The organism is Candidatus Chlorohelix allophototropha, from assembly GCF_030389965.1.
GTDB classification, from domain to species: Bacteria; Chloroflexota; Chloroflexia; order Chloroheliales; family Chloroheliaceae; genus Chlorohelix; species Chlorohelix allophototropha.
In genome coordinates this window covers 1,117,942-1,144,441 of the sequence record NZ_CP128400.1, presented here as the reverse complement: position 1 = coordinate 1,144,441, position 26,500 = coordinate 1,117,942, and the positions used below count along the sequence as shown (strand labels likewise).

The following is a 26,500-nucleotide window of genomic DNA, read 5'->3' as shown; positions in this document are numbered from 1 at the left end:
AACCAATAATACCGGTAAGATAATTGCTGCCGGTATTATTGGTTTGTTGTGACCGCTTATTATATCTCTCTATAAATGGGGACAGTCTTTTTGTTAGTTATTAACCCATTGGAATTAATACTTCGCTATCCGATTGACGCCAGCCGTTGGGATGTGACTTATGCCACTGATACGCACTTCGGATCATATCCTCTAGGTTGTATCTGGTTTTCCAACCCAATTCCTGAACCGCTTTAAAACTATCTGCCCAAATTGCTGCCGGGTCACCCGGACGACGCGGACTCATTATTACTTTGAAATTCTCGCCGGTTATATTTCGAACCGTCTGGATAACATCCATAACCGAACTGCCCTTGCCTGTTCCAAGATTATAACAGGTGGCGGTATTGGTTGTTAGCAAATATTCCATTGACAGGATATGAGCTTGCGCCAAATCAACTACATGAATGTAATCCCTGATGCAGGTTCCATCATGGGTTGGATAATCCGAACCGAATACCTGTACACTGTCGATTACTCCCAGCGCCGCCTTTAATACCACCGGTATCAGGTTTTGGGCTTTAGTCCAATCCTCCCCGATTCTAGCACCTTCCGCTGCTCCTGCCACATTAAAGTAACGTAGGCAGACACTTTTTAACCCATACGCTCGGTCATACCAGCGCAGAATTTGTTCTACAATTAATTTGCTCTCCCCGTATGGGTTTTCAGGATTGGTGTTATTATTGTGTTCCTGTACGGGCAAGTAGCTTGGTGTCCCGAAAATTGCGCAGGTAGAGGAGAAAACCAGATTTTTTACCCCGTGGCGTACCATCGTATCCAGCAGGGTGGTGGTGCCGAACACATTGTTTTGAAAATATCGGTTGGGATTCTCGATAGACTCGGCTACCGATTTGTAGGCGGCAAAATGGATTACCGCTTCTGGCTTATACTCGCGAAAAACCCGATCTAATAATTGCGCATCTTGGGTGCTGCCTACAACGAGCCTATTTACTATTCCCAATTCTACTAACGCTTCGATATATCCGGTTTCGAGCGAATCCAGCACGATTACCTCATGCTGCTGCTTCAGTAATTCCATAATAGTATGCGAACCGATATACCCCGCTCCCCCGGTGACAAGCACTCTCATAAATTTATTTCTCCTAGTTTAATGTAATCTTGAACTTGAAGTTTATTTTAGCCCCGTTATTATTCCACCGTAACGCTTTTAGCCAGATTGCGGGGTTGATCCACATCGCAACCTCGCCGCACCGCTATATAGTAGCTGAGCAATTGCATCGGTAATGCCGCCAACACCGGAGTAAGCAGAGGGTCGGTTTCGGGTAGGTAAATAATCTGGTCGGCTTTTTCAGCCAGCAGATTATCGCCTTCAGTGCCTATCGCCAGTACCCATCCATCGCGAGCTTTTACCTGTTCTATGGCTGAAACAACCTTATCATATACTTTATCTTTGGTGGCAATTGCTACCACTGGCAAATCTTTGTTCACCAAAGCAATCGGACCGTGTTTCATTTCACCTGCCGGATAACCTTCGGCATGAATATAGGACAACTCTTTTAGTTTTAAGGCTCCTTCCAGCGCCACCGGGTAATTAATCCAGCGTCCCAGATACAAGAAATCGTTGGCATTGGTTATCTTGCGGGCAATCTGATCGTATATTCGATCTTCGGAAATGGTTGCTTCTATCAGTTTTGGCAAAAGAACCAAGCTATTTAACAAACTTAAAGCCCGTTGCGGCTTTATCACTTTTCTAAGCTGCCCCAGATAAACCGCTAACAACACCAAATCCACCAGCGAAGCGGTAAAAGCTTTGGTAGAAGCCACTCCGATTTCCGGTCCCGCTTGCATATAAATTACTCCATCGGCAATCCGGGCTGCTTGGCTTCCCACCACATTCACAATGGAAATAAGTTTGGTTCCCTTGCGTTGGGCTTCCTCCATTGCCGCCAGCGTGTCCACCGTTTCACCTGACTGGGTAATTGCCACCAATAGGTTTTTACTGGAAAGGATCGGGTCACGGTAGCGAAACTCGCTGGAATAATCCACTTCCACTGGTAATCCTGCCAGTTCTTCAATCAGGAATTTCCCCACTAATCCAGCGTGCCAACTTGTACCGCAAGCGGTAATAGTGACTTTCTCTATCTCGGCAAGTTCATTCTCCGAGAGTTTTATGGTATCTAGCCTAACTTTTCCAGCTTGTAAATCCACCCGACCCAGTAAGGTATCGCTGATAGCCTGCGGTTGGTCGTGGATTTCCTTCAGCATAAAATGTTTGTAACCACCCTTAGCTGCGCTGATAGCATCTGCGGTACTGGTAATAATTTCTTTTTGCACCAGTTCGTGTTTTTGGTTGAAAAAACTAGCGCCCTCTCTGGTAAGAACTGCTACTTCGCCACTGTCCAGAAAAGACATACGACGGGTGTGGGGTAAAATGGCGGGTATATCGCTGGCGACAAACATTTCCCCTTCCTGACCGTAACCTATGACTACAGCACCCGCATTAGAAAGACGGGCGCATACAATTTTATCCGGCTCATTAATAGTGAAAGCCACAATGGCAGCCGTACCCTTGATTACGCCTAGCACTTCCTCCATAGCTAGTTCTAGCGATAAACCCTCCACCGTCATATAGCGTTCTAGCAAGTGCGCTAAAACCTCGGTATCGGTTTCGCTCAGAAAGCTAAAGCGATAACCGTCATTGGCGAGACGTTCTTTTAGCCCCACATAGTTTTCGATAATACCGTTATGTACCACAATTACCTGTTCATTGGGGCTGCGGTGGGGATGTGCGTTGCCTTCAGTCGGTTTCCCATGGGTAGCCCAGCGGGTATGCCCTACTCCCAACTTGCAATCATACGCTTCCTCGTTCAGTAACTCTTCTTTAAGGCTGGTGGTTAGGTTGGATAATTTGCCCACCCGTTTGTGCAATTGAAATTTACCGCTGTTTTCTAGCAAAGCCACTCCAGCTGAGTCATACCCGCGATATTCAAGCCGTTCCAATCCCCCGATGATAATCGGAAGCGCGGGTTTATTACCTATATAACCGATTATGCCGCACATTTTATTTACACCTCCTACTTATTTTATTAACGGTCAGGTTTCTTGGCAGTTCGCTCACGGTTTGCCTTTATCTGGACTAAACCTCACCAGTTTGTTACTTGTTGAGCGCATCTATTTTTCTTAAGGTTCATGTCCTGAGTTTATGGTCAATTGGTCAAGATCACGGGTGGTAGCATAAGCAAGGAAGCCTTTAGCCTGAGCTTTAGTGTAAAAATCGTCTATCAAAGGGCGACTTGTAATATAGTCTGTAGCCAAAACCAATTTTCCTGCCTGTTTGAACAAATCTAGGTCGGCAAGTGTTCCCTTTATCTCGCTACTGGCATTGGCTTTATTGCCATCGTACCAAGTATCCTCGCGCCCTATTCCGGTAACTGTTTGCACATAATCTGGGTATCGCCCTAATGCCTCGCCGTTCTGCGGGAATATCCCGAACTCTGGCTTCTCGCGTCGCCCATATTGTGCTATTGCCTCTACCAGATTTACCATTTCCTGCTCTGCGCTGCGGCGATTCAACCCACTTTCCCCATCGGGACCCCAATATTCATAGGCATCGATAATATCTAGATAAACCCCATCAAAGCCCGCTTCGATAATTTTATCCATGTAGCTGTTTGGAGTGCCAAATAGCAGCGTTTGCCAACCGGGCTCCCAGTATTTCACCTTGTAATTACCTTGCCAATCTGGATTGGAAGTCCCTAACCAACTTGGCGCAGCAGTAGAGGGAATGCCGGTTTTAGCCGAATCCCAGGCGTTATTCCAGTACCAGCGATAATCTTCTGCCTCACCAATACTCAGATAAGCCAGCACCAGTCGGGGCGATTTCCCCGGACGAGTTTTCAGCGCGTTGATCTCGCTGGCAGTGAAGCGGGTTTCTTCGCTACCATCCTTGGAATAATCTAGGATAAGAAGGTCATAATTGGAGCGCTCTAGTTGGTTCAGCTCTATGTTTTGGAGCTGATACGCGAAAGATTTAACTGTTTGCCATTGCGAATCAAAAGACGGTAGTACCGCAGTAGTAGGGCGACTTTGCGCTGCTGAAGAGCTAATAGAGTTGGGCGTGTTTATAGTAACGCGCCTTTCTGCTGCCGTTATACCGAGAGTAACCGCGCGGGTTTGCCTAGCAGTGCCGCTAACCTGTGTGCTTATGTCGGTTTCATTGGTACATCCGGTTGCTACTGCCAACAATGACGCACATAACAGGCTTAACAATAGTCTTTGGAACAACTTTGAATTCATAATAAAGTGACACTACTAAACACTGGGTCTAAACCGCTTGATTTGATGCGGCTACCTGTTTTCGGATAGCCTTTGTATTTGCTCAAGTTTGTCGGTGGGCAAGCGTTTTATCAAAATGCTTGGTATAACATGTAATCGGTTGTTTTCAGCAGTCGGTTCAGCCAACGCTGGGTTAGCAGCACCAAACAAACCCCACCAAGTATCATTCCCAGAATACTGGCTTCAAAACCGAACCAGAAGCCTAATAACAGGCTACCGCTAATTTCCGCAACAATAGATGCGAAGAACGCTCGTACAGCAGACCAGGTGTGAATTACTGTTATAAGCAAACCACAGATATAAAGACCCCACGCCAGCAAGCCATAACTAATCAGGCTGAGTACCAGTAGATTAGGTAGCAATTGTCCTAGGGACTGGTTTAACCCGGCTACTTCCCAGATGCAAAATATTGCCAAGCCAAGCGTGGTAGAAATAATTACCTGCATTACTAGTAGTTTTTTCAGGTGGCTTTTAATAAAATAGCGTGCCTCGCTGTTGATTTCAGATTGATGATTGAAACGCAACCGCTGCTGAGCATTGTTGATGAAAGGCCAGAAGTTGTTTAGGGTTGACTCGGAGATGCCCTGAGTTAACAGTACCGATATCAGACCCAGCATATGCACAATATTCAAGGCTCCGATAGCCCGATCTTTAGTCCAACCAACAGGCAATTGAGAAAACCAGCCGCCAAGTTGCCCTATTACTACATAGCAAATAGATAACACCCCGTATACTATGTAAGGAAGGGCTTTGTATAGAAACTGACCTTTAGGTGGGAGGAAGAGATGTTCCTGTTTTTGTGACTGCCGGACTACCTTTCGGAAGGTCTTTGCCATTAAACCCACCAGAATAGTAGAAATCAGCAAATATCCAAAAATCACGGTGGTAAGTGCTCCAAATTGCCCTAGCCATGTCACATGCAGTAGCCATGTAACGACCATTCCGATACTTATTCCGATACCCATTTGGATTTGCTGCTTTAATAACATCAGGATACCGCTCATAAGTTGCAGAATGGCAATACCACAGCAGCTAATTCCAAAGCCCCAGAGACTAGAAACAGGGGAGTCCGCGAGTATTAGCAACCCTTCAATAGCTAAGGTGACTAACAAAACTAGGCTCAAACAAGCCGTTAACCCCATTACTAATAGCAAACGCCGAGGATGCCCGGTATCTTTGCCATGGATCATAGAAAGGCGCCAGCCTAGCACCTGCATCAGACCACCAACCAGAATTATTCCGCAAACCAGACCCAGCATAATAGATAAGCTAGGTATGCCCAAATCCTGAAGAGTAATCTGGTAAAAATTAACCGAGACTAGGAGTACTACCATCACCCACACCGTTAGTGGACCCCGCAAGTAGACCACCCAATTTTTCAAAAGCGTTGGGTTAGTTGCTTTAGAAGGAGTAATTGGAGTTGGTGGCGCTGGTTCTTTTTTAATGCTTAACTGGCGATGCGCCAAGTCAAACACATTATTGGCTCCCTGTTTTACTGCTACTGCATCGGTGATGCCCTGTGTTTCCAAAACTGCTGCCAACTCTAGGAGCATTTCGGAAGGGAGTGCTAGAGACGTTTGTTCTAAGGTATTCTCAAAAATCCCGAGAGTTTTCATATACTTCCTTGCTGACAGAGCTAGACAACTAATCTTCTTTGAGATTGACACTCAAACTATTGAACACACCGTTAAAAGCTAGTTTGGGGAATGCAAAACCTTTGAGTTTCTTTTCGCTACCTCTGTTATCGACAGTAGGCATTTCGGCAACTTTATGTTTCTGAAGCGCTAATTGCTGATAAGTTTCCGCATAGGAATCGATGCAACGCTTCAGTGTGAACTTTTCTAGAGCGTGCTCTCTGGCGCGTTCCCCCAACACCTCGCAGTGGGACAGATCGCTCAACAGTTCAATACAGGCTTCCGCCATAGCTTTGTGGTCGCGGGGCATAACTACTAGCCCTGCCTTGCCTACTACTTCCGGTACACCCCCTACATCTGTCCCTACTACGGGTCGTCCGCAAAACATTGCTTCTATTAACGAAAATGGAAGCGCTTCTGAAATACTGGAAAGCACTACTACGTGCCCTTTTGCGTAGGCGTGTTCGGGGCTTTGCGCAAAGCCCATAAACTTAATTGTTTCTTCTAGTCCTAGTTCTTGTTGGCGGTCTAGACAAAGTTGATTGTAAGCCTCGTTGCCGACGGGAGCTTTGCCGTAGATCAACAAGCTTACGTTCGGGATAGCCTTTTTCACTAGCGCCATTGCCTCAATCAGTGTCACTACATCTTTAAGCGGGTCGATCCTACCAACCCAGACTAGGGTAGGAACAGATCGGTCGGGCATTGGTTGGGGCGAAAAGCGATTAGGGTCAATTCCGTTGGCGATAGGTCTAATCCGCTCGACGTCTGCCCCAAGGTGTTGTTCCCAACGTGCATTCCAATTTGCCACCGGAGCGATGATATCGGACATCTCATAGCTCAATTCAACCAGACGATGGGTAACACGACCGAGGAAAAACTTTATAAACGGCTTCAAATCTTCTTTAGCCCAGTACAACAAACGCTCGCGCAAGTAAACTCCATGTTCGGTAAGTAATAGGGGCGTTCCATGTTCTAGTTTCGCGATAATGCCCGGCAGACTAGACAACCCGGCTGCGCTGGCGTGTACCAAATCGGCTTGAGGAACCGGCAATGCCAGTGGGGTTAACCAGCGATATAGTAAGCGTAGCGCTTCAATTACATCGCTAAGTGAAGGAGGCCAAGCTTCAGGAAACTGCTCCTTTAAAATCGGGCTGATATCATCGATTTGGTTTTTAAAGATTTCCCACGTAAGTGGATGTCGAAAAACCTTATCGTAATCGTGTTTCTGAAAAAACCGTACCAGTATCCGTAGCGCTTCCTTCAGCTTGAAAAAGTCAGGTTTATCTTCCAACAAACCTTTTAGCAGCATCTTGAAGGGTTTTTCAAAATCGGATTTCATAACACTGTCATTAATGCCACTACGCATGCGGTGCAATTTGCGCGTGCCGATTTCAGAACGAAGTTCGTTGACACCCCCGGTGCCCCACAATGGCATAGCTGCACAATGCTTAACGTTTGTGGGGAGGGTATAGCGGGGTTTTAATCCCGGCTGAGCAACCATAGATAAAAGCTCAAATTGAATATCCGGCATTTCCCGAATCAGCACATCGCACCAGGTACTTACCCCTCCTTCGAAGAAGGGGTAAGTGCCCTCAGTTGTCATAAGCACTGAGATTGGTTTAGCCACAACTGCTCTCCTGTTATACTATCTGGTAAGTAACGGATTGATTAGCTTTCAGAGTGATGGTGGCGATGGATTTACCGCCATAAGTTTCAGCCCCGCTAATCTTTAACCCGGTGACCTGTACTTTAGTGGCTTTTTTCGCGGTCAGGGTTATAGTTTTGGTACCAGCTACAGCGCCATTCTGGATGGTTGCCGTCACACCTGCTTGGCTATAAGTCAAACGGTTTGCGAAACTTGTTGCCAATTGATCCATGCTAGGGCTGACGATCGGAACAGTCGAAAGTTTGCTGTACTTCGCCAAGGCTGCATCAACTAGATCGCCTAACAAAAAGTGGGTTCCATCGTAAGCGCGTAAGTTGGATTGGTGGAACATCCAAGGGTTAAGGTCACCCTTCAGCATATAGAGCAACAGAGTATTACTCTCTTTGTCGATAATTTCGCTTACGGTCAGGTTCCGTCCCCAGAAGCCGTTGTACAAGCAGTTGTACTCAGCGACCCATTCTTGAGGAGAAGATACGTTGTAGAACAGGTTGACGGGATAGCGCGGCATAGCCAAGATTTGCTTGCCTGACGTAGTATTTACATACTGCGCTTGGGTAATGGTAGCGGAAGTCAACTTGGAAGTATCCGATACCACATAGCGTATCCCGCTATCGTAGGCAGCTTGCATAGCAGCAGGATTATTCAGACCAGATACATCCGGTTGTACCAAGTTTAGAGGGCTGAATTTGCTAAATTTCGATTTGCCAAGGGCAATGTTTTGGCTGAATTCCGATAGAGCATCTGCATAAGTAATTGCATCAAGATTGGCGTGCGAGTAGGTGTGGTCAATCCAGTAGAACTGGGATTGATTTGCAACAGCCACGCTCGTTAGTGAATTTCTGTCGGTGGTGAGGTCTGGGCTTTCCAACTGTCCAGCCATACCGGTTCCGTTGTAGACCATATTCAGGCGAAGAGTTTTGCTGATTGTATTAAGTTGCTTAGTTTGTTGCCATCTGACATTAGCCTTAACATCAGCGCCGCTCATTCTATAACTAGCGCCAGTTAGCTCCACGTTGGTGCCGCAGGGAGTAGTAGGTGTCCAGATATCATCCGGGATAAAGATATCATCAATCTGAGGGCTGACGTAAACGTGGCGGTCGCCCAAGAACAGACCTTTGGTAACCCAACTGATTAAATCGTACGAAAGCTGAATAGTGTGTATCAAATATTGATTGCCGTCAAAGGTCAACGCAATGTTCTGTCGCCCGTCCGGGTAATTCTTGAGGTTTATCAGAGCATTACCTTGCATATCAGTCATCAAAGCCGTGACAGTTCCAGTAGCGTCACTGGCGGCAGGTTTTGATTGATAAGTCCAAGCTTGACTAATATTTACCGGATTAGCAGAATTAACACTGGTAAATATTGTTTTTCCAGTTGTAGTTAGTGTACCGGGTAGAGCAGTTGTATCAGTACTAATTCCGGCTATTGCGGTTTGGAAACCGTAATCAGCGGTCGGAAAAGTGTACCAAGTTAACTGGCGGATACCGAAGCTGGCTTCATAGTTCCACAGGCTAGCCCACTCGTCGGCAGTCAATCCGCTGAGCCAAGTAGCGCCATTATCGGGAGTATAACCAAGATTACCCGTAGTCAATATTACGCCCTGAAAGTAGCCGTGGCTGCTGCTATCCGAAAGCAAACTGGTAAGCCGATTAACGGTTGTATCAGGAGCGGGGGAGGATCCTTTGAAAACGGTATATGGCGTACCGATACTATCCAAAATCTGAGTAATAGCCGGCAGTTCTACATCGGTGCCGTCTGCTGCAATCACCAAAATGTTTGCATCAATGATGGGATTTGCTACAGGTGTAACTGCTGCGGTAACTGCAAGAGGAGCCGCAGTTGCCAAGATTTGGGATGAACCAGCCGCTATTGCACTGGCAGCCCCCTGAAATCCGTTGCCAGTCGCGCCTCTTGTATTTCTTTTATTGCTGTCAGGTATTGAAACCGGTACTTGTGGTACAGAGCGCACTACAGGGGCGCTTACAGGAGCCTTCGAGATGGTGTGGGTGGCGTTCTTTTTCTTACCAGCTGCTTCCACAGTGAACGCCGGTGCTAGCGCCGCCGCCACCAAAAGATATACCGCCAGAATAATAAAAATACGCTGTAGTTTTTTTTGTCTCATGTTTCTAGTTCTCCTCAAGGATATACTTTCACTGTTTGATTCATATGCCAGAATCCAAATATTGGTCTGGGGAATCCTTTGATTTTTGGCAATACTAAACTAAACCTCTAGCTACAGTAGATAGAAAAAGCTAGAAGCCGATAGAAAATTAACACCTAATCAAATGCTAATTTACAACATTTGATTAGGCATATTAAAACCCCTTGAATAATTATTGCACTGAGGAAAAAAGATTAAATAATAGGTTAATCTAGATAAAAATTTGGTAAAAAACACACTTAATTATTTACTAATTCCAACTAGAGAAAACCAATCGATTATTTTAACCTAGTCCCAGGCTGTTCATCGCTGATAATTTCTGTTCTTCATTTCGGTCACAAATCAAATCGAATAAATAGCCTGTTTGGTTAGCATTATGCCAATGTCACATAGCTAAATAACCAGTATTCTGGCTTGCAAAATGTTTGCAATTTCACATCCGGTTTAAAATGTGTGTTACTGCGGGTCTGTTTCGTTGGCAATTGAAGCTGACGAAACTGTTTTACAACAAATGCTGGATGTAGGGAGGTAACGGGGTTTGCAGATAGTACCAACCGTAAGGTGGAATCTTACGTGCTAGTGATTAGTGTAACGTTGATCCATCATAACCTTGCCCAACAAAATGCTACTTATTAAAGTAACATACCAGTCTCTAAACTAACTAAGAGTTTTACCATCACCATAAAAAGATGTTAAATTTAAAGACGTTAAATATATAAAAAGATATTAACAAATTTATATACTTTCGTCAAGACAGTAAAATTACAATGTATTAATAATTAACAATGTTGAATAAATATTAAACGTAGATGAGATCGATTTTTTACCAAATTTTCACAATTGCTAAAAGTTGAACAAAAATTAAGCTCGACACAACTTGAACATGATTTAATTGCTTTATTTTTTTACCAATACGCTTATTACTGAACCGTTCCCACGGTGACCGAAGAGAAACAGTTTATAGTATGGCAAATATATTCCAACACCTAGCCTAGATTTCAAGCGCTTAGTGTTCCTCGGCTATCAAAACCCACAATTTGCCTGTGAGTACGTAGAATTATAGAATGCAAGCCTTGCAGATTTATTTGGTGCAAGTTGTTGCGTTAATGTATGTTGAAGGTAAGGTGCAAAAATTAATTGATAGAAACTATTTTAGGCGTGTTTCTCGGCTTGTTAGGTGGAGTAGCAGTTGGTATCCAATCACCCCTATCAGGGGTTATAAGTGAGCGAGTGGGTGGTACCTCTAGCAGTTTCATTATTCACGTTAGCGGTGCCATTGTGTCAGGGGTGTTATTGCTGGTGCGTGGTGGTGAAAAGATTCAAAATTGGCGAAGTCTGCCTTGGTATATGTTCGGACTAGGAAGTTTAGGAGTGGTGCTTTATCTAACCTTAAGCTATACCATTCCGAAACTGGGAGCAACATCAGCTTTGTCGCTTATAGTGGTGGGTCAGCTTTTTATGGGTTTATTGCTTGACACTTTTGGTTGGTTTGGCTTGGCAACTCGCCCCATCGATTTTACCCGTATCCTTGCTATGGGCTTATTGCTTTGCGGTTCTTATCTGATGATAAAATGATAGACTTATTTACTGCTCACTATGTCGTGTTAGGTTGTAAATATAGTCAAATGCAAATTCCCGACTCTTTTATAAAATTCTATCGAGGCGTTGGGTTTCCAAAAATTCCGGCGGTGGATACGCTATAATTGGCATGTCCTAAAACTGCAATTCTGGCTTTTGGCAATATGTGAATTCCGACGATTGTTGAAATAGAAGATTATAAATTGCTTATGCCCCGAATGTTGATGGCAACCAGAAATCAGATGAAGTACCTATTATTCCAGCCCTTGTTTGAGGAAGCCGGTTTTGAAACCCTTACGCTGGCTGCTGCCGGGCTGAATCATATCGGTGGGCTGGAAACGGGCGCTACCACGCTTGAAAATGCGCTGATAAAGGCGCGCTATTTTCATTCGCCTGACTATCCTTGGGTATTTGGCGATGATGCCGGGTTGGCAATTGATGCGCTAGACGGCGAACCGGGCGTGGAAACCCGACGTTGGGGCGGACAATTCAACGAAGAGGTGGACGACCAAACTTGGCTTGATTACCTGATGAAGCGTATGCAAGGCGTACCGCTCGAACGCCGCACTGCCAATATTTTCGCAGCATGGGCGCTGCTTGCTCCTGATGGCGCTGCGCACTATCGTGAGGTGCGTTTCCCCTTTACGATTGCCAGCGAACCGTTCCGCCCAATTTTGCCCGGTTCACCGCTCACCGCCGTTCGCATTGGCAATGCCGAAACGTTGCAAGAAAGACGCGCCGAGATTCGCGCCGAGTGGTATCGCTGGGGGGTATTGTCGGAACTGGTGAAACGTTTTGGATAAGCGGGGAAGTGCTTTGCCGCTGGTTGAGCGCACCGGAACGGTGATATTCGGGTTATTTGCGCTTTCTTTTTTGCTGCGCCTGCTGTACGCGCTACAATTGCCTTCCCCCGGTCTGGACGACCCGGCATATTATATTCAGGTAGCCCGCAGCCTTTACCATAACGGCAATCTGGATGTTTCGATACTCTGGAACTTTAATCCGCGCTTTGAAAACGTTACTCACCCCGGCATGGAGTTCTGGCAACCGCTTTCTTCCTTTGCCATTGCTCTTAGTTTTTTGCTGTTTGGAGATAATCTATTTGCGGCGCAACTACCCAGCCTTTTAGCCGGGTCGCTTTTACCGCCATTTGCCTACCTATTTGCACGCCGTCTGTCTTTGCAAAATGCCGCTTGGGTTGGCGTGCTGGCAGGGGCTTTGCTGGTTTTTAGCCCTTTGTTGGCTTATCAATCCACTCTACCGGATAGCTCAATGTTGTACGCTGTTCCGGTGGTGGTTGCTTTCCTGCTGCTCACCCGTCCACCGCTAAAACCGCTCACCGCTTTTGCAACCGGTCTATTGCTGGGCATCGCTTATCTGGCGCGCACTCCCGCTCTTTTTGCAGGGTTGGTATGGTTTATGCTGTTGTTGCCGCGCCTATTTGGGAAACGTGCCAACCACGAAAGCTGGCGCGAAGCAGTTTTTGGAGCGATAGGGGTAGCTATCCCGGTTGGAATTTGGTCGCTGCGCAATCTGCTGGAATTTGGCTATATCTCCTCGCCTGCCGGAACTCAAACTATTTTCCTGTTCGATTATGAGAGCCTTTTTAACTACTCCACTCCCTTAAACTTTCAGACATGGTTGGAAGGTGGCTTAGGAAAGATAGCGATGGTTCGGGTGGAAGCCTTGCTGGTAGCGTGGCGTGGTACACTTGACATAATGTTTATACCCAGTGTTATACCTGCCGCAATCGGCTTGTGGCTACTGGCGCGACGGTTCGCAGGGGTTCGTCCTGCTGCTTTTTATACGCTGCTACTTTTTCTGGGTTTGCCGCTAATCTTTGGAGTCGCCAGCACCAACGGCAGTTACTATCACTCTGCCGGGAGTTGTGCCCCCTTTCTGGCAGTGGGAGAAATTTACGCGCTACAACGCTTCGCCTTGTGGTTGTCACCTCACCTCAAAGTGGCTTCCCGCTCAATTTACGGGTTTCTGTTGGGCTTCTTTTTGCTGGCAAGCATTTTATGGTTGGCAACCAGCGCGGTGAGTGTGGTGCAAACCCATCGCACTGAAACTGCCCTGTTTAACGAGATAAATATTTGGTTATCGCAGCACCCACCCGTTCCGGTAATCACCAACCAACCCTCTACCCTGAATTATGTAAGCGGATTGCCCGGTATTCGTCTTCCCGCCAATGAGAGCCTTACCACGCTGTTGGAAGTAGCGCACCGCTATAAGGCAGGTTATATTGTTATAACCGAGCGCATGGGCTTGTATCCCGCTTTGTTGCAAGCGCCCGAAAACAAACTCTTTCCCCTGCTGTATCGCAGCCCAAAAGGGGATTTTGAAGTTTATGGGATTACTTGAGATTCAGAGCTAGGCTAAATTTAGAGATTGAGGAATAAATGTACAAAACGATTCTTTTCGACTTTGACGGCACACTCACCCCTTCGTTGGATTTATGGCTAGAAGCCTACCGCTATGCTACTCGTGTGTGTGGGCTGAATCTGGATGATTCAGAGCTAATCGAACATTGGTTTTATACTTCCTATACCGAGCTTTGCGCTTATTATAAGCTGCCTTCTCCTGAAATAGTGGATAAATTGGTGGAGGAAGGATTAGCGCAAGCATGGACGCATGCTGAACTTTATCCGTTGGTAGTGGAATTGCTGGAGAGTTGCCGGAATGCGGGCATGAATATTGGGATGGTCACTTCTTCCTACCGCAATCAGGTAGAACATTCACTGAAGAAGCTAGGTATCGCAAAGTATTTCGGGGCGGTAGTAGCGGCGGGCGATACTATAGAATTCAAACCTAGCCCTGAACCGGTTTGGCTGGCTTTGGATAGGCTCAAGGTTAATGCCGAAGATACGATTTTCGTAGGCGACTATGAAGTGGATATAAAGGCAGGGAAGGCGGCAGGAACCGCTACTGCCCTGTTCCTGCCAAAACAAAACGCCCCTTACTATGATTTTGAAGCTTTACGCGCCACCCAACCGGATTTCGTCTTTAGTCATTATCAAGAGTTGCTGCAATTTCTGCGTTTCGCCTGATAACTAAAGTTGGGCTTTGAACTGATCCAGCAATTTGCGCCGGGTAGGGAAATGGTAGTGAAAAGTGTCGTAAATTGCCTCAAAATGCTCTTTGGCAATGCGCGGTAAATCTTCATCGGTGATATTGTGTTCTACGAGGCGCACAAGTTCCGCCGCGCCCTGCCAACCTAACGCTTCGCAAATCCAGCTTTGAAAATCATGGGCGTAAGGTAGCACTTCGAGCAGGGTTTTAGCTTGGTACTGTCTTAAGAACTCGATTGCCTGCCCTTTATCTTCGTCAGGGTCGTGCAATGCCATGCACAACTTAACGATGGCGCTGGCGGGGCTTTTGTTGGTGCGCCAGCGATTAGAAGGAGGCAAATGCCCCAACTTCTTTTCTTCAATATAGGCGCACGCCCTCAACAGCCACTCGCTGCCGTGCAAATCATTGTAAAGCTTGAGCAGTGCTGCCGCTTGCTCATCCCCTTGTGTCACCTTTTCTACCAACTCCACTGCCAGTGAACGCCTGAAGCTTTTCAAAACTGCCACGAAATCGCTTGGTAGGTCGTGGTAGGCATCTGCTACTGTGCTATTACCGGGTGCGAGATTAAAGTCTTCAATTACGCTGGGAAGGGCATAAATAGCTTGTTTGTATTCAGAGTAGTCGAAAATCTTTTCCTTCCACAGCCGATAAAATAGCTGCGGGTAATATTTTCTCAATTCAGGCTCTTCCACCGCCCCCGGTTTTGCAATGCCCATCGCTCCGGCAATCATTTGTTGGATTATTTCCGAAGCTTCAAGCGATTGATCTTCCAGCAAGCTCAAAATCAGGTCAATCAAAGTGGGTTTGTAAAGGTCGGGCTTGCTATGGCTAGAAGAGTCTCGCAGGAGTTGCGATATACGCTCACTCATCAACGCATAGCTGGCATTTGACGTGTTATGGCGTAGCCACAGTCCTAACACAGATTGGATAATTTCGCCTTTAGCGTGGCGGATGTATCGCTCAAGGTCGGGCAAGTTAAAATTCCAGCTATATTGCTCGATCCATTGACCGGGGCGGTAATACAGGATAGCAGCTTGCAGGGTCAATGCCTCTTTGTCAAAAGAGGCTGATTCCAGCATGAGGTCGAAAGTATTAGAGATAAAAACATGCCCTTTTTCTGGGTCAGTAGCGGTTGGTCCGATAAAGGTAAAAAGGGGATAGGGTCTGGGTCGCCCAACGGGACTGACACACAGGGGCGGCACATCCCAAATTTCATCAACCGCACGGTTTAGCGCTTCGAGCAATTTATTGGGTTTCTGAACTGAAACAGTAGTAGCTTCCATTCTTGTCCGTATCCTTTATACGGTTTCATGCTTGAATTAATCAGAGTTTTAGTAAGGTTAGAGCTTTCCATCTACAGACGCATTATATCTTGCGAGAGCAAGCTCAAGCACGCGCTGACGTAGGGTAAGGGTAAGGTCGCCTCTGGTGCGTTCTAGCACCCCCCGTAACTGGTCGGTAGTACGGCGCAAGCCCCCGGTAAGCACATCCGGGTAATCTACCGTAACGAGACGGCTATATACTTCGTCCATCTTTTCCAGCAATTTTTCACATTCTTCGTTGTGTTCTGCGCCATGCCGGATTAGATCAAGAATATAGCGCCTCAGTTCGCTGGCGGCTTCGGCAAGTGCATTCAGGTAGGGCGCATCTTCCACCCCTAGCGTTTCCGGTAAGGGCAAAACTTCGCCACGAACCAGCGCATAGGTCAGGCGAGCTTCCGAATATTCCTTTTGCGCGTCTTGTACATAGCCCGCCCAGTATATATCCGGGAAAGAGGATAGGACATTTTTCAAGCCGAGCAATAAAGTACGCCCTTGTTCCAACATTTCCGCCGCTTGTTCAAACTCGTGGCGATGGAGTGCCCGAATGGAATTAGCGGCGTTGCGAATTACCTGCCGCGATTCGGCTAAAGCCTTTTCACGGGCGGCGTTTTTTTGCTCTATGCGCGCTGCAATAGCCGAAATAGTGGCTTCAATAGCGCTGCTGTTGTCACTCATTGGGTATCCTTTTCGATGTTTTTAATTGAATTGGCATGCAATTCGCGCGCGGTTTCCTCGATTATAGCCCGAATCTCCAATTTGTCCAACCATTCGGTCGGGATGGCTTTTATGCCATGATATGCTCCGGCAATTGCTCCGCAAATAGCAGCGCTTAAAGTGGGATTTCCGGCTGAAAGCGCCACCGTAACTGCCTCTTCAAAGCTGTTTTTGCGTGCGGTTACAGCGTAGAAAGCCGCTGCTACTGCTTCTTCGATATTTGCGCCCGCCCCGCAACGTCTGGCATTTCGCCCGTCAATTTCTAACAAATCAAGTTCCAAATCGCCCGCCAGCATATTATCAACCAGCGTTTGCCGCTCTTCGAGATAATCCTGAGCCACCAGCAACTTTGCCCGCAACGGATTCTCAAAAATGCCACCGGGCGGTAGAAAGTCGATTACCGCGCTCATCAAATCTTCGGGCAACAGTTCATGGCGGCACATTAGGCGCACCGCATGCCCCAATAGTATTTGACTTTCAAAAACCAGCATTGCTTGCGTGGTATCTGCAATTCCCAACGCCTGCGCCACCTTAAGCGGGTCGGCTGGTTGGCGTGCCAGCGCTTTATCCTCTTCGGTTAACGGCGCAAAAACCTTGTACAGCCCGGCACGCAACCCGGCGCGAAGGCTTTCGAATACCGCGCTCGTTTGGTTAGCGCTATTCAGGCTGAAACCCAACAAAGCGCCCTTAAAATTATCTAAATAGTTTGTCATATATTCTTGTGAAGAAAATACAGGTTCTAAACATCTTTTTTTGTAGTAAAAGCTACTCGATACAAAAGCAGTATAGCGGATAATATAAAGGAGCACACATAATTCATTTTCCTATTATCTATTTGAATTTTAACTACAGGTGGTTGGGAATGGAAGCATTTATCGGATTACTTTTTTTCAAGCAAAAATCATGGGGCACGATATGGATGCTCGTTAAGATGCTACGTCCACGTTTACACCCATCGCAGTCTTAAAGCCCTGTACCTGTCCCTTTTAAGCCGTGTATTGTGTGGTTTGCCGGGCGACCTTTTGGGGTTGCCCCCTTTTATTTAGAAGAGGAAAATTCCAGACAACTTGCTTGAGCAACTTGCCTCTATACCAGAGTTAGAAATGAAGTTTATTCCCCGGCAAGCTCTTTCTGACAAGAAGCTAACCACCGCAACGAGCCTTCATTCTGTTCCATTCTGAATTCTAGCACCCAGCGTGTGTACATGTTACTCTCTTGGTTTTGTAATTTCTTGCGTTCTTCCTTGAGGTGGTTTAACAAACTGAGGTTGTAATCGTATTGGCGTTTTACTAGCGCAATTGCCTCCGTGCCTCCTCGCCTCCGCGCAAAATAGAGTTTGACCAGAAAATCGAGTCGCATCTCGCGAGTGCGTTTTACGGGTTGCGCGAGCCATTTCTCAAATAGCTGTTTGCCTTCTTCGCTCAACTCAACCACATGGCGGGTTTTGTGTTCGCTTACAGGTTCTTCATGCCCTATCACCAAACCTTCCTTTTCCAACTTCTTGAGTAGGGCATAGAGCAGGCTCATTTCCAGTTGGCATACCTGTGCCAGTTCGGTATCTTCGCTGAAATGGCGCGTCAGTTCGTAGCCGTGACTTGCTCCTTCGCATAACAACCCTAGCAAAGCAAGTTCAGTAGCGGGGCGTTCTGGTTGGAGCGGTGATTTTTTGCTTTTTCCTTTGGTGACGTTTTCAGCTTCGATCGTCATTACTTTTAAACCTCTGAAAAGATTAAATGAGCTGTACTAGAAGCCAGCCTAACTCGCCATTGCCCGGAATCCATACTCTTAAGCGCAAGGTACTGGCGAGCAGGTAATTCTATTTCGAGGGGCGGAACTACTGTCATATCCCCTACAATCGGGGCAAAATATACTGTATATAGCGAACCCCGCGCCACTTCTTCGGTGATGATTCCCCGGAAACAATTGTGTGCCTCTTCCGCGTTGGTACGTACAAGTTCCAAACTTTCAGGGCGCAAGCACACTTTAAGCTTAGTTCCCGGTAGTGGTATTTTTTGCTCTTGCCTGATGGCTGCTTCAAGCATTAACCCGCCACAGTTCACCAGCACTGTTCCCCTCTCGCTGCTCACTTCTGTAACTTTCCCGGCAATTATATTACGAATACCCAGTAGCCGTGCTACACGTTCGCTGGTAGGGTGGTAAAAAATCTGGTCACGGCTACCGCTTTGCAAAAGTTGCCCCTTATCTAGCACCGCTAGTTTGTCAGCCAGCATATAAGCTTCTTCAAGGTCGTGGGTAATAAATACCACCGGAATAGCAAGCTCGCGGCTGAGATGCGCCAAATTCTGGCGTAATTCGGCGCGGATATTGCCATCCAGCGCGGAGAACGGCTCGTCCAGCAACAAAATAGAGGGGCGTGGCGCAAGGGCGCGGGCAAAAGCCACTCTTTGCTGCTGCCCGCCCGATAACTGACGCGGATAAAACTTTTCTAGCCCGTCAAGTTGCATCAAGCCTAGCAATTCCCGCACACGCTTTGTTGTGGTTACCCGCTCTGCGTGGCGCAACCCAAAAGCTATATTCTGCTCAACGGTAAGGTGTGGGAATAGCGCGTAATTTTGAGGAACATATCCCACATTGCGCTTCTGAATCTTTACGCTCAGGTTTTGACGGCTATCAAATATTGCTCTGCCGGAGATAGCGATATAGCCCGCATCCGGCTCTATAACCCCTGCTATACACTTGAGCGTCACACTTTTGCCGCTGCCGCTTGCCCCGAAAAGCACCAGTACTCTGGCTTCCTCTTCGCTCAAGCTCAATTCTGCTTCTAACGTGAAGCTTTTAAGTCGTTTTCGGATAGCCAGTTCTAGCGGTTTCATGGCAAAACCTCTAAGCCGTGCTCTTCGACCGGGTGCGACTCATCCGACCATGCTCTTGCGCCTGAGCGGGATAGCCATTTGAAGGTAAGCAAAACCGCGAAGGATACCACCACTAATATAACCGAGAGGGTTACCGCTTCGTCTAATCCCCCCGACCCATCAAAGGCGGCGTATATCGCCAGCGGCATGGTCTGAGTGCGTCCTGAGAAGTTTCCGGCAAACATAATGGTTGCGCCAAACTCGCCCAACGCCCTTGCCCATGTCATTACCATTCCGCCTAGCAGCGAAGGTAAAGCCAGTGGCACGGTTACACGCAAGAAGATTTGGAACCAACTCGTACCGAGGCATGCCGCTACCGTTTCGAGGTTTCGGTCAACCGACTCGAACCCGGCTTTTGCGGCTTTTATGTAGAAAGGGGCAGCAACAAAAGTTTGCGCCAGTACCACCGCCGTAGTGGTAAAGCCGATAGTGAGGTTGAATTGCTGGTCGAGCCATTGCCCGATCCAGCCGCGCCTACCGAGCGTAATTAACAATGCTACGCCCGCCACTGCGGGAGGTAATACCATCGGTAACTCTAATAGAGTATCCAGCCAGCGATAGCCCGGAAAACGATAACGCGCCATTAGATATGCCAGCGGTGTGCCGAAAATTACGGATAAAAAAAGGGTTAGCATGGTGGTAAGCAGACTCAACTGGAGCGCATTAATTACAGAAGGTTTGGAAAAATACTCGCCTAACGTGCCGCCTATAACCGAGCGTATCAATAAAGCCAACAATGGTAAACTGAGGAATAGCCACATTACTGCGCCGGATAGAGCCAGCCAGACTATATTGGGATTCAGCCGCTTAGTCCGTCCCTTTTCAAGCAAAAGAGCGTTATTGGCGGTTGTGGCAATCGGTTCTATTGGCTGGCTCTTATTCATGCAATTCCTTGCCTTTTAATGCTTAAGCGGCGGGTACAAAGTTGTTTTTCTTCAGAATGGCTTGCCCTTTCGATCCTAACAAATAATCAATGAAAAGCTTTGCCCCATTAGGATTTTGCACCGCTTTCAGGATAGCGATAGGGTAGGTGGCAATGGTGTTGAACTGGTCAGGTATGTCCAGCGTGACAATTTCAGGGTAAACTTTAGGTGATACATCCGAGATGTACACTACACCAGCATCAGCTTCGCCCAATTGCACTTTCGCCAGCACCTGCTTGACGTTCGCTTCCTGCGATACCGTGTTTGCCTGTACCTTAGTTGAAAAATCGCTGCCGAAAGAGGGGTCTTTGCGCATTGCTGCCAATGCCTGAAGTGTATATCCACCCACTGGCACGTCTTTCTGAGCGGTCACGAATTTCAAACCAACTTTGCCCAAATCCTGCAATTTTTCCACCTTACCGGGATTCCCTTTCGGGAGTATAACCACCAGCCTGTTTTTCGCAAAGATAGTCCCTTTGTTAAGCACTAACCCCGAATCAAAGGCTTTATCTACTTCGGTCTGATTAGCAGAGGCGAAAATATCCGCTTTTGCGCCCTGTTCCAACTGAGTACGTAGGGTGTTGGATGCGCCAAAGTTGTAAGTAATTTTCAAACCGGGGTTGGCATTTTCCAGTTCGGTTTTAATCTCGTTATACGGGTCGGTCAGACTGGAGGCAGCAAATACTACTATCTCTCCGGTAGCTGGTGAAGTGGTTACAGCATTGGTAGTGGCTGTAGCAGCAGTGATACTTGTGGTGGTTGCGGCGGCAGTAGTAGAGACGACTGTCGTTGTTGCTACAGGAGTGGCGGTGTTATCTCCACATGCCACTATCAGGGCAGAAAGCAGGATAAATGTCAGAATGAGGCTGGTTTTTTGAACAAACTTAAACGAAAGATGCATAGATTCTTCTCCAAAAATAAACTCAAACTTTGAGTATCCTCCTCATGGCTTGAGTATAGCTGTACACTCAATCCCTGTCAAATTTGTAGCGTGAAGATTTGCGTATGAAGCTTTCAAAAGGTATCTTTAGCAGGGTTGGAAAGGAGTTTATAAGGTGATTATTCCCACAAAAATACTGTTACCGCTGGCATTGGCAGCTACTACTGGTGGCATATTCGGCAGCAAAGTACCTGCGATGAAAAGTGTATTGCCGGGTGAGGCAAAAGAGTTCAACTTTAAGGGCTACCGCATCTTTTATAAATCTGCTGGAAATCCGCAAAAACCGCCGCTGGTATTTGTGCATGGCATCGGCGCGGGGGCAAGCAGTTTTGAGTGGCGTTATAATTTTGAGCCGCTTTCGGCGCACTTTCAGGTATTTGCCTATGATTTACTCGGCTTTGGTTTGAGCCAGCGCCCTGATCTAGAATATTCGCTAGAAACTTACCTGAAATTGCTCACCGCTTTCCTGCAAGAAGTGGTGCAGCAACCTGCCTATGTGGCAGCGGTTTCGGTAACAGCCGGGCATGCCCTACAGGTGGCATTGCGCCAACCCGAACTGATAAAGAAACTGGTACTGGTTGTGCCTGCCGGAGCTAATAACCTTACCAATAGTAAAGGACCGAATATAACCGGCAAGAGTAGCTATCCGTTTCTGAGATTGCCGGGAGTCGGTAAGAACCTTTTCAGTGTCTTTTCCTCGCGCTTTGGCATAAACAGCTTTATGCAGAATTTTATGTATTATGACCCCAAATTTATTACCCCTGAACTGGCAGATTATTACTATATCGCTTCGCACCAACCCGGCGCAGAGCATGCCCCTCTGGCGTTTTTCGCCAACCGCTTGAATGCCGAAATCGGCGAGAGTTTTGGCAAGTTAACACAGCCAACCTTACTGGTGTGGGGCAAAGAAGCGACTGTTTCGCGTCCTCAAGAGGGTTATGGCTTGCTCAAGCAGAACGCGAAGGCACACATGGTATTGCTGGAAAAGACTAAACTTGCCTGTAACGAGGAAGGTGCAGAAGCCTTTAACCGGGTGGTAGCCGCTTTCCTGAGCAATCCCGAAAGCAAGATTACGCTAGAAGAAAATGGCTTTAAGCTGGTACACTAAGTTTTGACAAGATTTCAATGAAAAACTCAGGTATAAATCAGACAATGTTCAAAGAAATGTTTTTGCTGCGTCCAGATATGGTTTTTTTGAATCACGGTTCGTTTGGCGCTTGCCCGCGTCCGGTTTTTGAGGAGTACCAACGCTGGCAACTGGAAATGGAACGTCAGCCGGTTGAGTTTCTGGCGCGACGTTACGATACCTTGTTATACGAAGCGCGTGCCGTTCTCGGCAATTACCTCAACGCCTCGCCCGAGGACTTGGTTTATATCTCCAACGCTACCACCGGAATTAATATTGTGGCGCGTTCGCTGAAGTTCGAATCGGGCGATGAGATATTGGGAACCGATCATGAGTACGGCGCAATTGACCGTACTTGGCGTTTTATCTGCCACCGTACCGGCGCACGCTATATCAATCAACCGATAGCCTTGCCTGTTACCAGTTCCGCCGAGTTTGTAGAGCATTTCTGGAAGGGCGTAACCCCTCGCACGAAGATAATCAGCCTGAGCCATATCACCTCCGCCACTGCGCTGATATTTCCGGTGGTTGCAATCTGTCGCAGAGCGCGAGAAGCTGGAATCCTAACCATTATTGACGGGGCGCATGCGCCGGGACAGATTCCGGTGGATTTGCAGCAAATCGGCGCGGATTTCTATAGCGGCAATTGCCACAAGTGGCTGTGTGCGCCTAAAGGGGCAGCTTTTCTTTACGCTCGCCCAGAAGTGCAACACTTGGTTGAACCACTGGTGGTAAGTTGGGGCTGGCAAAACCCTGAAGCGGGTGCGCATACCTTTGTGGATTGGTTGGAATGGCAAGGTACACGCGATTATGCTGCCTTCTTGAGTGTATCAGCCGCGATTGCTTTTCAGGAAGAACATAACTGGGCGAAGGTGCGCGAAGGCTGTCACGCTTTGCTCACGGATTATCGGCAACGTATTAATCAACTTACCGGGCTTGAACCAATCTGCCCTGATTCGCAGGAGTGGTATGCCCAAATGGCGACAATTCGCATGCCGGAGTGCGATGTGGCGCAGTTACAGAAGCGTCTGTGGGAGACTTACCGGATTGAGATTCCACATATCCTGTGGAATGATCAGCCCTTTTTCAGAATTTCGGTTCAAGCTTATAACACCCCCGAAGATATTGAGGCATTTATGGAGGCTTTGAAGCAGGAATTACACTTGTAAGAAATTCCCCTCATACAACAGCTAGAGGGGAATTAGCCGTTTAAGAAAACAACGCTACAGCAGGCAAATACAGGGTAGCCTGAGCGTCTTCGCGACTGGGGGGTGGGCTGGCGCGATAGCCTTCCGGTCTGAGTTGCAGACAAAAGATACTTTTGCCGATCACTATAAGATCGCGATGCTTAAGCGTTACTGGTATCCCCGCTTCTATCAGCTTGTCATTTACCATGACCCCGTTAGTACTTCCCAGATCGGCGATGGTAAGTTGTCCATTCACACTGGTGGAGATCATAGCGTGATACCGTGATACCAGCGGGTCATTTAGAATAATGACATTGTCGTTATTGCGCCCGAAAGTGATGCGCGCCTCATCCAGATTGATGCGCTGTCCGATTTCTTCTCCACGTTGAACAATTAAAAAACTGGTCGCCATTATAACTCCTCTATTTGTCAGTCTAAGAGCCGGTTACTTTTTTAATATCATCCAGAAGCTTGGTAGCTTTGGCATAACCTGGATCATTCTTGAGTATTTCCTGCGCTTGTGCCTTTGATTCGGCATATTTACCCTGTGCAAAATAATTGTAAGCCAGCGTGATACGATATAGCGAACTATCCGGCACTTTGTCCACCGCTTTTAGCAACAGCGGCTCTGCTTCTTTGTAACGCTTCAGCGAATAGTAGGCGCGCCCCTTGTTGTAAGATGCATCGGTATAAGTAGCTAGGTACTTCAGGGCATTATCGGCATTATCTATTGCCAGATTATAATACTGAGTGCGGAGGTTAGTATCGGTTGCGTTATCGCCCTTGAGCAGATAAGAATAAGCCAGCCCGTTATAAGCGGTAGCAGACCGTGAATTTATTTGGATGGCGCGTTTGAGATGGTCAATCGCCTGATCGTAATCGCCTTTGGCGTTGAGGGTATAGGCTAGTCCGGTGTGGCTGCTATCGTAGCTATCGTTAACGGCGAGCGCATTCTTGAAATTTTTGACAGCATCATCTAGCTTATCCTGATCATAATAAATCCAGCCCAACCCGGTAAGGGCGTAAGGGTAGCGGGGTTCAATCGCTAGCGCTTGCTGATACCATTTCTCCGCGTTTGCATAGTCGTTCTGGTCAGAATAATTTCCACCCTTGGCGCTATAGAAGGTCGCCATATTGGGAAACTTCTTAATCAGGAAGTCGATTTGATCAAGCGCTTCTATAGTACCCTGATTAGCCAAGAAGGAAGCCCAACGCGGCCATAAACCATCCTTATCTATATCGAGAGCTTTCTGCGCCTCACTTTTTACGCGCTGGTCGTCACCCCCTGCTACTGAAAGGGTCATTGAGTAGGCGGCGCGCACATTTCCATCGTTGGGGTCTAACTCAAGGGCGCGAGTAGCTTCTGCCAATGCTTTATCGTAAGTGTAACCATCGTGATAAACCATTGCTAGGTAAGCGTGGCTGCGAGCATCTTTCTCATTCAAACTGATGGCTTTTTGTAGGGCATCTACCTCACCGCCCTCGATATTCCATAAATAGAGCAGAATGCCCAGTTCACGGTAAGCCAGCCAGCTATTGGGGTATTGGGCAACCACCTTGCGCAAACCATCGGCAGTAGTCTTAAAATCTGCTTGCCCTGCGTAAAGCTTTCCGGTGAGACTCTGTACTTGAGTAGTAGCCGGGTCGGCAATAGTGGTCGCAGGGGTTGTCGCCGTAATGGAAGCGGTTGTGGTTGCGCTTGTCGTAACTGTGGTTGATACAGTAGTTCCGGTTGAGGTGGTAGTAACATTGGCAACGGGTGTAGGAGTCGGTTTATTGCCGTTTGTTATCACCAGCACCACCAACGCGATTACTGCCGCCACTGCTAGAGTACCGATAATGCCCAGCGTTACTACAAGCCCACTCGACTTTTTAGAAGGGGCGGTAGGTTGCTGTCCGGTAGCGTAGGCGTTTACCGGCAATGTCGCATAGTTTACCGGAGGGGCGTTAAAGGGACGCATTTCGGTAGAAGCAGAAGCAAGGTTGGGCTGGTAATAGCCGCCCTGTTGGGTTGGAATTGCGAATGGCGCGATTTCGGTTTGTGCCGATTGAGGGATAGCCGGAGTCGTCGGTCTGCCCGGCGGTACTACCATAGTGGGCATCCCTGTGCTTACTACGGGCGCATTTATGGCTTGTTCAAAGGCTCTAGCAAAATCTCCGGTGGTTTGAAAACGCCCTTCCTTCTTTTTGGCAAGCGCCTTACCTAACACCTCTACAATTTGAGGCGATAAATTCGGGTTTAACTGGCGTGGGTTGGGTAGGGGGCGATTGATATGCGCCATCAAGACGTTGAGCGGTGTATCGCCGTGAAAGGGCGTTTTGCCGGTCAACATTTCATATAGGATGACACCTAGCGAATATTGGTCGCTGCGTCCATCTAACGGCTCTCCTGAACCTTGCTCAGGACTCATATAATCGGGCGTACCGATGCTCATACCCGTTCCGGTCAAACTGGAAGTGTCTTCCATCAGTTTAACAATGCCGAAATCGCTCAGTACCGCTCGGTTGTTATCTCCTAACAGAATGTTGGAAGGCTTCACATCGCGATGGACAAAACCGTGCGAGTGCGCATAATCCAGCGCATCGGCGATTTGGGTTATGATGCGGTTGGTCACTTTCAGGTCGAGTGGATTCCCCATGCGCTCGCGTAGGGTTTTGCCCTCCATCAGTTCAGTGATCAGATAGGGGGTTGCCCCTTCTTGCCCGAAATCATATACTGCTAGAATATTGGGATGGCGCAGGATACCGATAGCGCGCGCTTCCCGGCGAAAGCGTTCTTGAAAGGTTGTGTCGCCAGAAAACTGACTTGACATAACTTTAATAGCTACTTCACGGTCAAGGCTTGGTTGGTAGGCACGATAAACCGTAGCCATACCCCCTCTACCTAGTACCCCTTTTATCTCATATTGACCGATTTGCTTTATTTCACCTGCTGCCATAATACTTGCCCCGGTTTACTTCCTAATTTC

21 protein-coding genes are annotated in these 26,500 nt (G+C 47.5%); 6 read left to right on the top strand and 15 right to left on the bottom strand.

The features are described from left to right. Positions 1 to 100 precede the first annotated feature (100 nt). From galE to OZ401_RS17515, 6 genes are all read right to left on the bottom strand, one after another. Complete coding sequence (gene galE, locus OZ401_RS17540) at positions 101 to 1,129, bottom strand: UDP-glucose 4-epimerase GalE (protein ID WP_341471746.1); 1,029 nt, start codon at positions 1,127 to 1,129, stop codon at positions 101 to 103. 59 nt (positions 1,130 to 1,188) lie between these two features. Beyond that, on the bottom strand, positions 1,189 to 3,060 hold the full coding sequence (gene glmS, locus OZ401_RS17535; RefSeq protein WP_341471745.1) for a glutamine--fructose-6-phosphate transaminase (isomerizing): 1,872 nt from the start codon (positions 3,058 to 3,060) through the stop codon (positions 1,189 to 1,191). A 120-nt stretch (positions 3,061 to 3,180) separates the two neighbouring features. After that, positions 3,181 to 4,296 carry an MJ1477/TM1410 family putative glycoside hydrolase gene (locus OZ401_RS17530; RefSeq protein WP_341471744.1) on the bottom strand — a complete coding sequence of 372 codons (1,116 nt, stop codon included), beginning with the start codon at positions 4,294 to 4,296 and terminating at the stop codon, positions 3,181 to 3,183. A 110-nt stretch (positions 4,297 to 4,406) separates the two neighbouring features. Next, positions 4,407 to 5,951, bottom strand: coding sequence for a hypothetical protein (locus OZ401_RS17525; protein WP_341471743.1), 1,545 nt, complete (start codon positions 5,949 to 5,951; stop codon positions 4,407 to 4,409). 28 nt (positions 5,952 to 5,979) lie between these two features. After that, positions 5,980 to 7,596, bottom strand: a complete 1,617-nt coding sequence (gene pelF, locus OZ401_RS17520; RefSeq protein ID WP_341471742.1) for a GT4 family glycosyltransferase PelF — start codon at positions 7,594 to 7,596, stop codon at positions 5,980 to 5,982. Between the two features lie 13 nt (positions 7,597 to 7,609). Then, positions 7,610 to 9,757 carry an Agd3-related carbohydrate deacetylase gene (locus tag OZ401_RS17515; RefSeq protein ID WP_341471741.1) on the bottom strand — a complete coding sequence of 716 codons (2,148 nt, stop codon included), beginning with the start codon at positions 9,755 to 9,757 and terminating at the stop codon, positions 7,610 to 7,612. 1,176 nt (positions 9,758 to 10,933) lie between these two features. Between OZ401_RS17515 and OZ401_RS17510 the strand changes: the two genes are divergently transcribed. The 4 genes from OZ401_RS17510 (at position 10,934) to OZ401_RS17495 (ending at position 14,424) form a co-directional block, all read left to right on the top strand. After that, positions 10,934 to 11,371, top strand: a complete 438-nt coding sequence (locus tag OZ401_RS17510; protein ID WP_341471740.1) for a DMT family transporter — start codon at positions 10,934 to 10,936, stop codon at positions 11,369 to 11,371. Positions 11,372 to 11,583: 212 nt separating this feature from the next. Continuing rightward, positions 11,584 to 12,177: a non-canonical purine NTP pyrophosphatase gene (locus OZ401_RS17505; RefSeq protein WP_341471739.1), complete on the top strand. Its 594-nt coding sequence runs from the start codon at positions 11,584 to 11,586 to the stop codon at positions 12,175 to 12,177. After that, the gene (locus OZ401_RS17500) at positions 12,170 to 13,738 is read left to right on the top strand and encodes an ArnT family glycosyltransferase (protein WP_341471738.1); all 1,569 of its coding nucleotides are present in this window, start codon (positions 12,170 to 12,172) and stop codon (positions 13,736 to 13,738) included. The genes OZ401_RS17505 and OZ401_RS17500 overlap by 8 nt, the downstream gene beginning before the upstream one ends. Positions 13,739 to 13,776: 38 nt before the next feature. After that, positions 13,777 to 14,424: an HAD family hydrolase gene (locus tag OZ401_RS17495; RefSeq protein ID WP_341471737.1), complete on the top strand. Its 648-nt coding sequence runs from the start codon at positions 13,777 to 13,779 to the stop codon at positions 14,422 to 14,424. A 3-nt stretch (positions 14,425 to 14,427) separates the two neighbouring features. On the opposite strand, the gene OZ401_RS17490 is transcribed toward OZ401_RS17495, so the two are convergent. The 7 genes from OZ401_RS17490 to modA all read right to left on the bottom strand — a co-directional run bounded on the left by OZ401_RS17490 (position 14,428) and on the right by modA (position 21,179). Then, positions 14,428 to 15,729, bottom strand: a complete 1,302-nt coding sequence (locus OZ401_RS17490; protein ID WP_341471736.1) for a hypothetical protein — start codon at positions 15,727 to 15,729, stop codon at positions 14,428 to 14,430. A gap of 57 nt (positions 15,730 to 15,786) precedes the next feature. Continuing rightward, positions 15,787 to 16,443: a translin family protein gene (locus OZ401_RS17485; RefSeq protein ID WP_341471735.1), complete on the bottom strand. Its 657-nt coding sequence runs from the start codon at positions 16,441 to 16,443 to the stop codon at positions 15,787 to 15,789. Further along, complete coding sequence (locus tag OZ401_RS17480) at positions 16,440 to 17,195, bottom strand: ADP-ribosylglycohydrolase family protein (RefSeq protein WP_341471734.1); 756 nt, start codon at positions 17,193 to 17,195, stop codon at positions 16,440 to 16,442. The genes OZ401_RS17485 and OZ401_RS17480 overlap by 4 nt, the downstream gene beginning before the upstream one ends. A 397-nt stretch (positions 17,196 to 17,592) precedes the next feature. Next, entirely contained in the window at positions 17,593 to 18,189 is a 597-nt protein-coding gene (locus OZ401_RS17475; RefSeq protein ID WP_341471733.1) for a PadR family transcriptional regulator, read from the bottom strand. Between the two features lie 5 nt (positions 18,190 to 18,194). Continuing rightward, positions 18,195 to 19,316: an ABC transporter ATP-binding protein gene (locus OZ401_RS17470; protein WP_341471732.1), complete on the bottom strand. Its 1,122-nt coding sequence runs from the start codon at positions 19,314 to 19,316 to the stop codon at positions 18,195 to 18,197. Continuing rightward, a complete protein-coding gene (locus OZ401_RS17465) occupies positions 19,313 to 20,239 on the bottom strand; it encodes an ABC transporter permease (protein ID WP_341471731.1) in 927 nt (308 codons plus the stop codon). Before OZ401_RS17465 ends, OZ401_RS17470 begins: the two co-directional genes overlap by 4 nt. A 22-nt stretch (positions 20,240 to 20,261) precedes the next feature. Continuing rightward, the gene (modA, locus tag OZ401_RS17460) at positions 20,262 to 21,179 is read right to left on the bottom strand and encodes a molybdate ABC transporter substrate-binding protein (protein ID WP_341471730.1); all 918 of its coding nucleotides are present in this window, start codon (positions 21,177 to 21,179) and stop codon (positions 20,262 to 20,264) included. Positions 21,180 to 21,333: 154 nt separating this feature from the next. On the opposite strand from modA, the gene OZ401_RS17455 reads away from it, so the two are divergent. Then, complete coding sequence (locus tag OZ401_RS17455; RefSeq protein WP_341471729.1) at positions 21,334 to 22,326, top strand: alpha/beta fold hydrolase; 993 nt, start codon at positions 21,334 to 21,336, stop codon at positions 22,324 to 22,326. Between the two features lie 17 nt (positions 22,327 to 22,343). Further along, positions 22,344 to 23,513, top strand: a complete 1,170-nt coding sequence (locus tag OZ401_RS17450; RefSeq protein WP_341471728.1) for an aminotransferase class V-fold PLP-dependent enzyme — start codon at positions 22,344 to 22,346, stop codon at positions 23,511 to 23,513. 40 nt (positions 23,514 to 23,553) lie between these two features. Here OZ401_RS17450 and OZ401_RS17445 read toward each other — a convergent pair whose 3' ends face one another. Continuing rightward, positions 23,554 to 23,943 carry an FHA domain-containing protein gene (locus OZ401_RS17445; protein ID WP_341471727.1) on the bottom strand — a complete coding sequence of 130 codons (390 nt, stop codon included), beginning with the start codon at positions 23,941 to 23,943 and terminating at the stop codon, positions 23,554 to 23,556. A 22-nt stretch (positions 23,944 to 23,965) separates the two neighbouring features. Further along, positions 23,966 to 26,470: a protein kinase domain-containing protein gene (locus OZ401_RS17440; RefSeq protein WP_341471726.1), complete on the bottom strand. Its 2,505-nt coding sequence runs from the start codon at positions 26,468 to 26,470 to the stop codon at positions 23,966 to 23,968. Positions 26,471 to 26,500 lie beyond the last annotated feature (30 nt).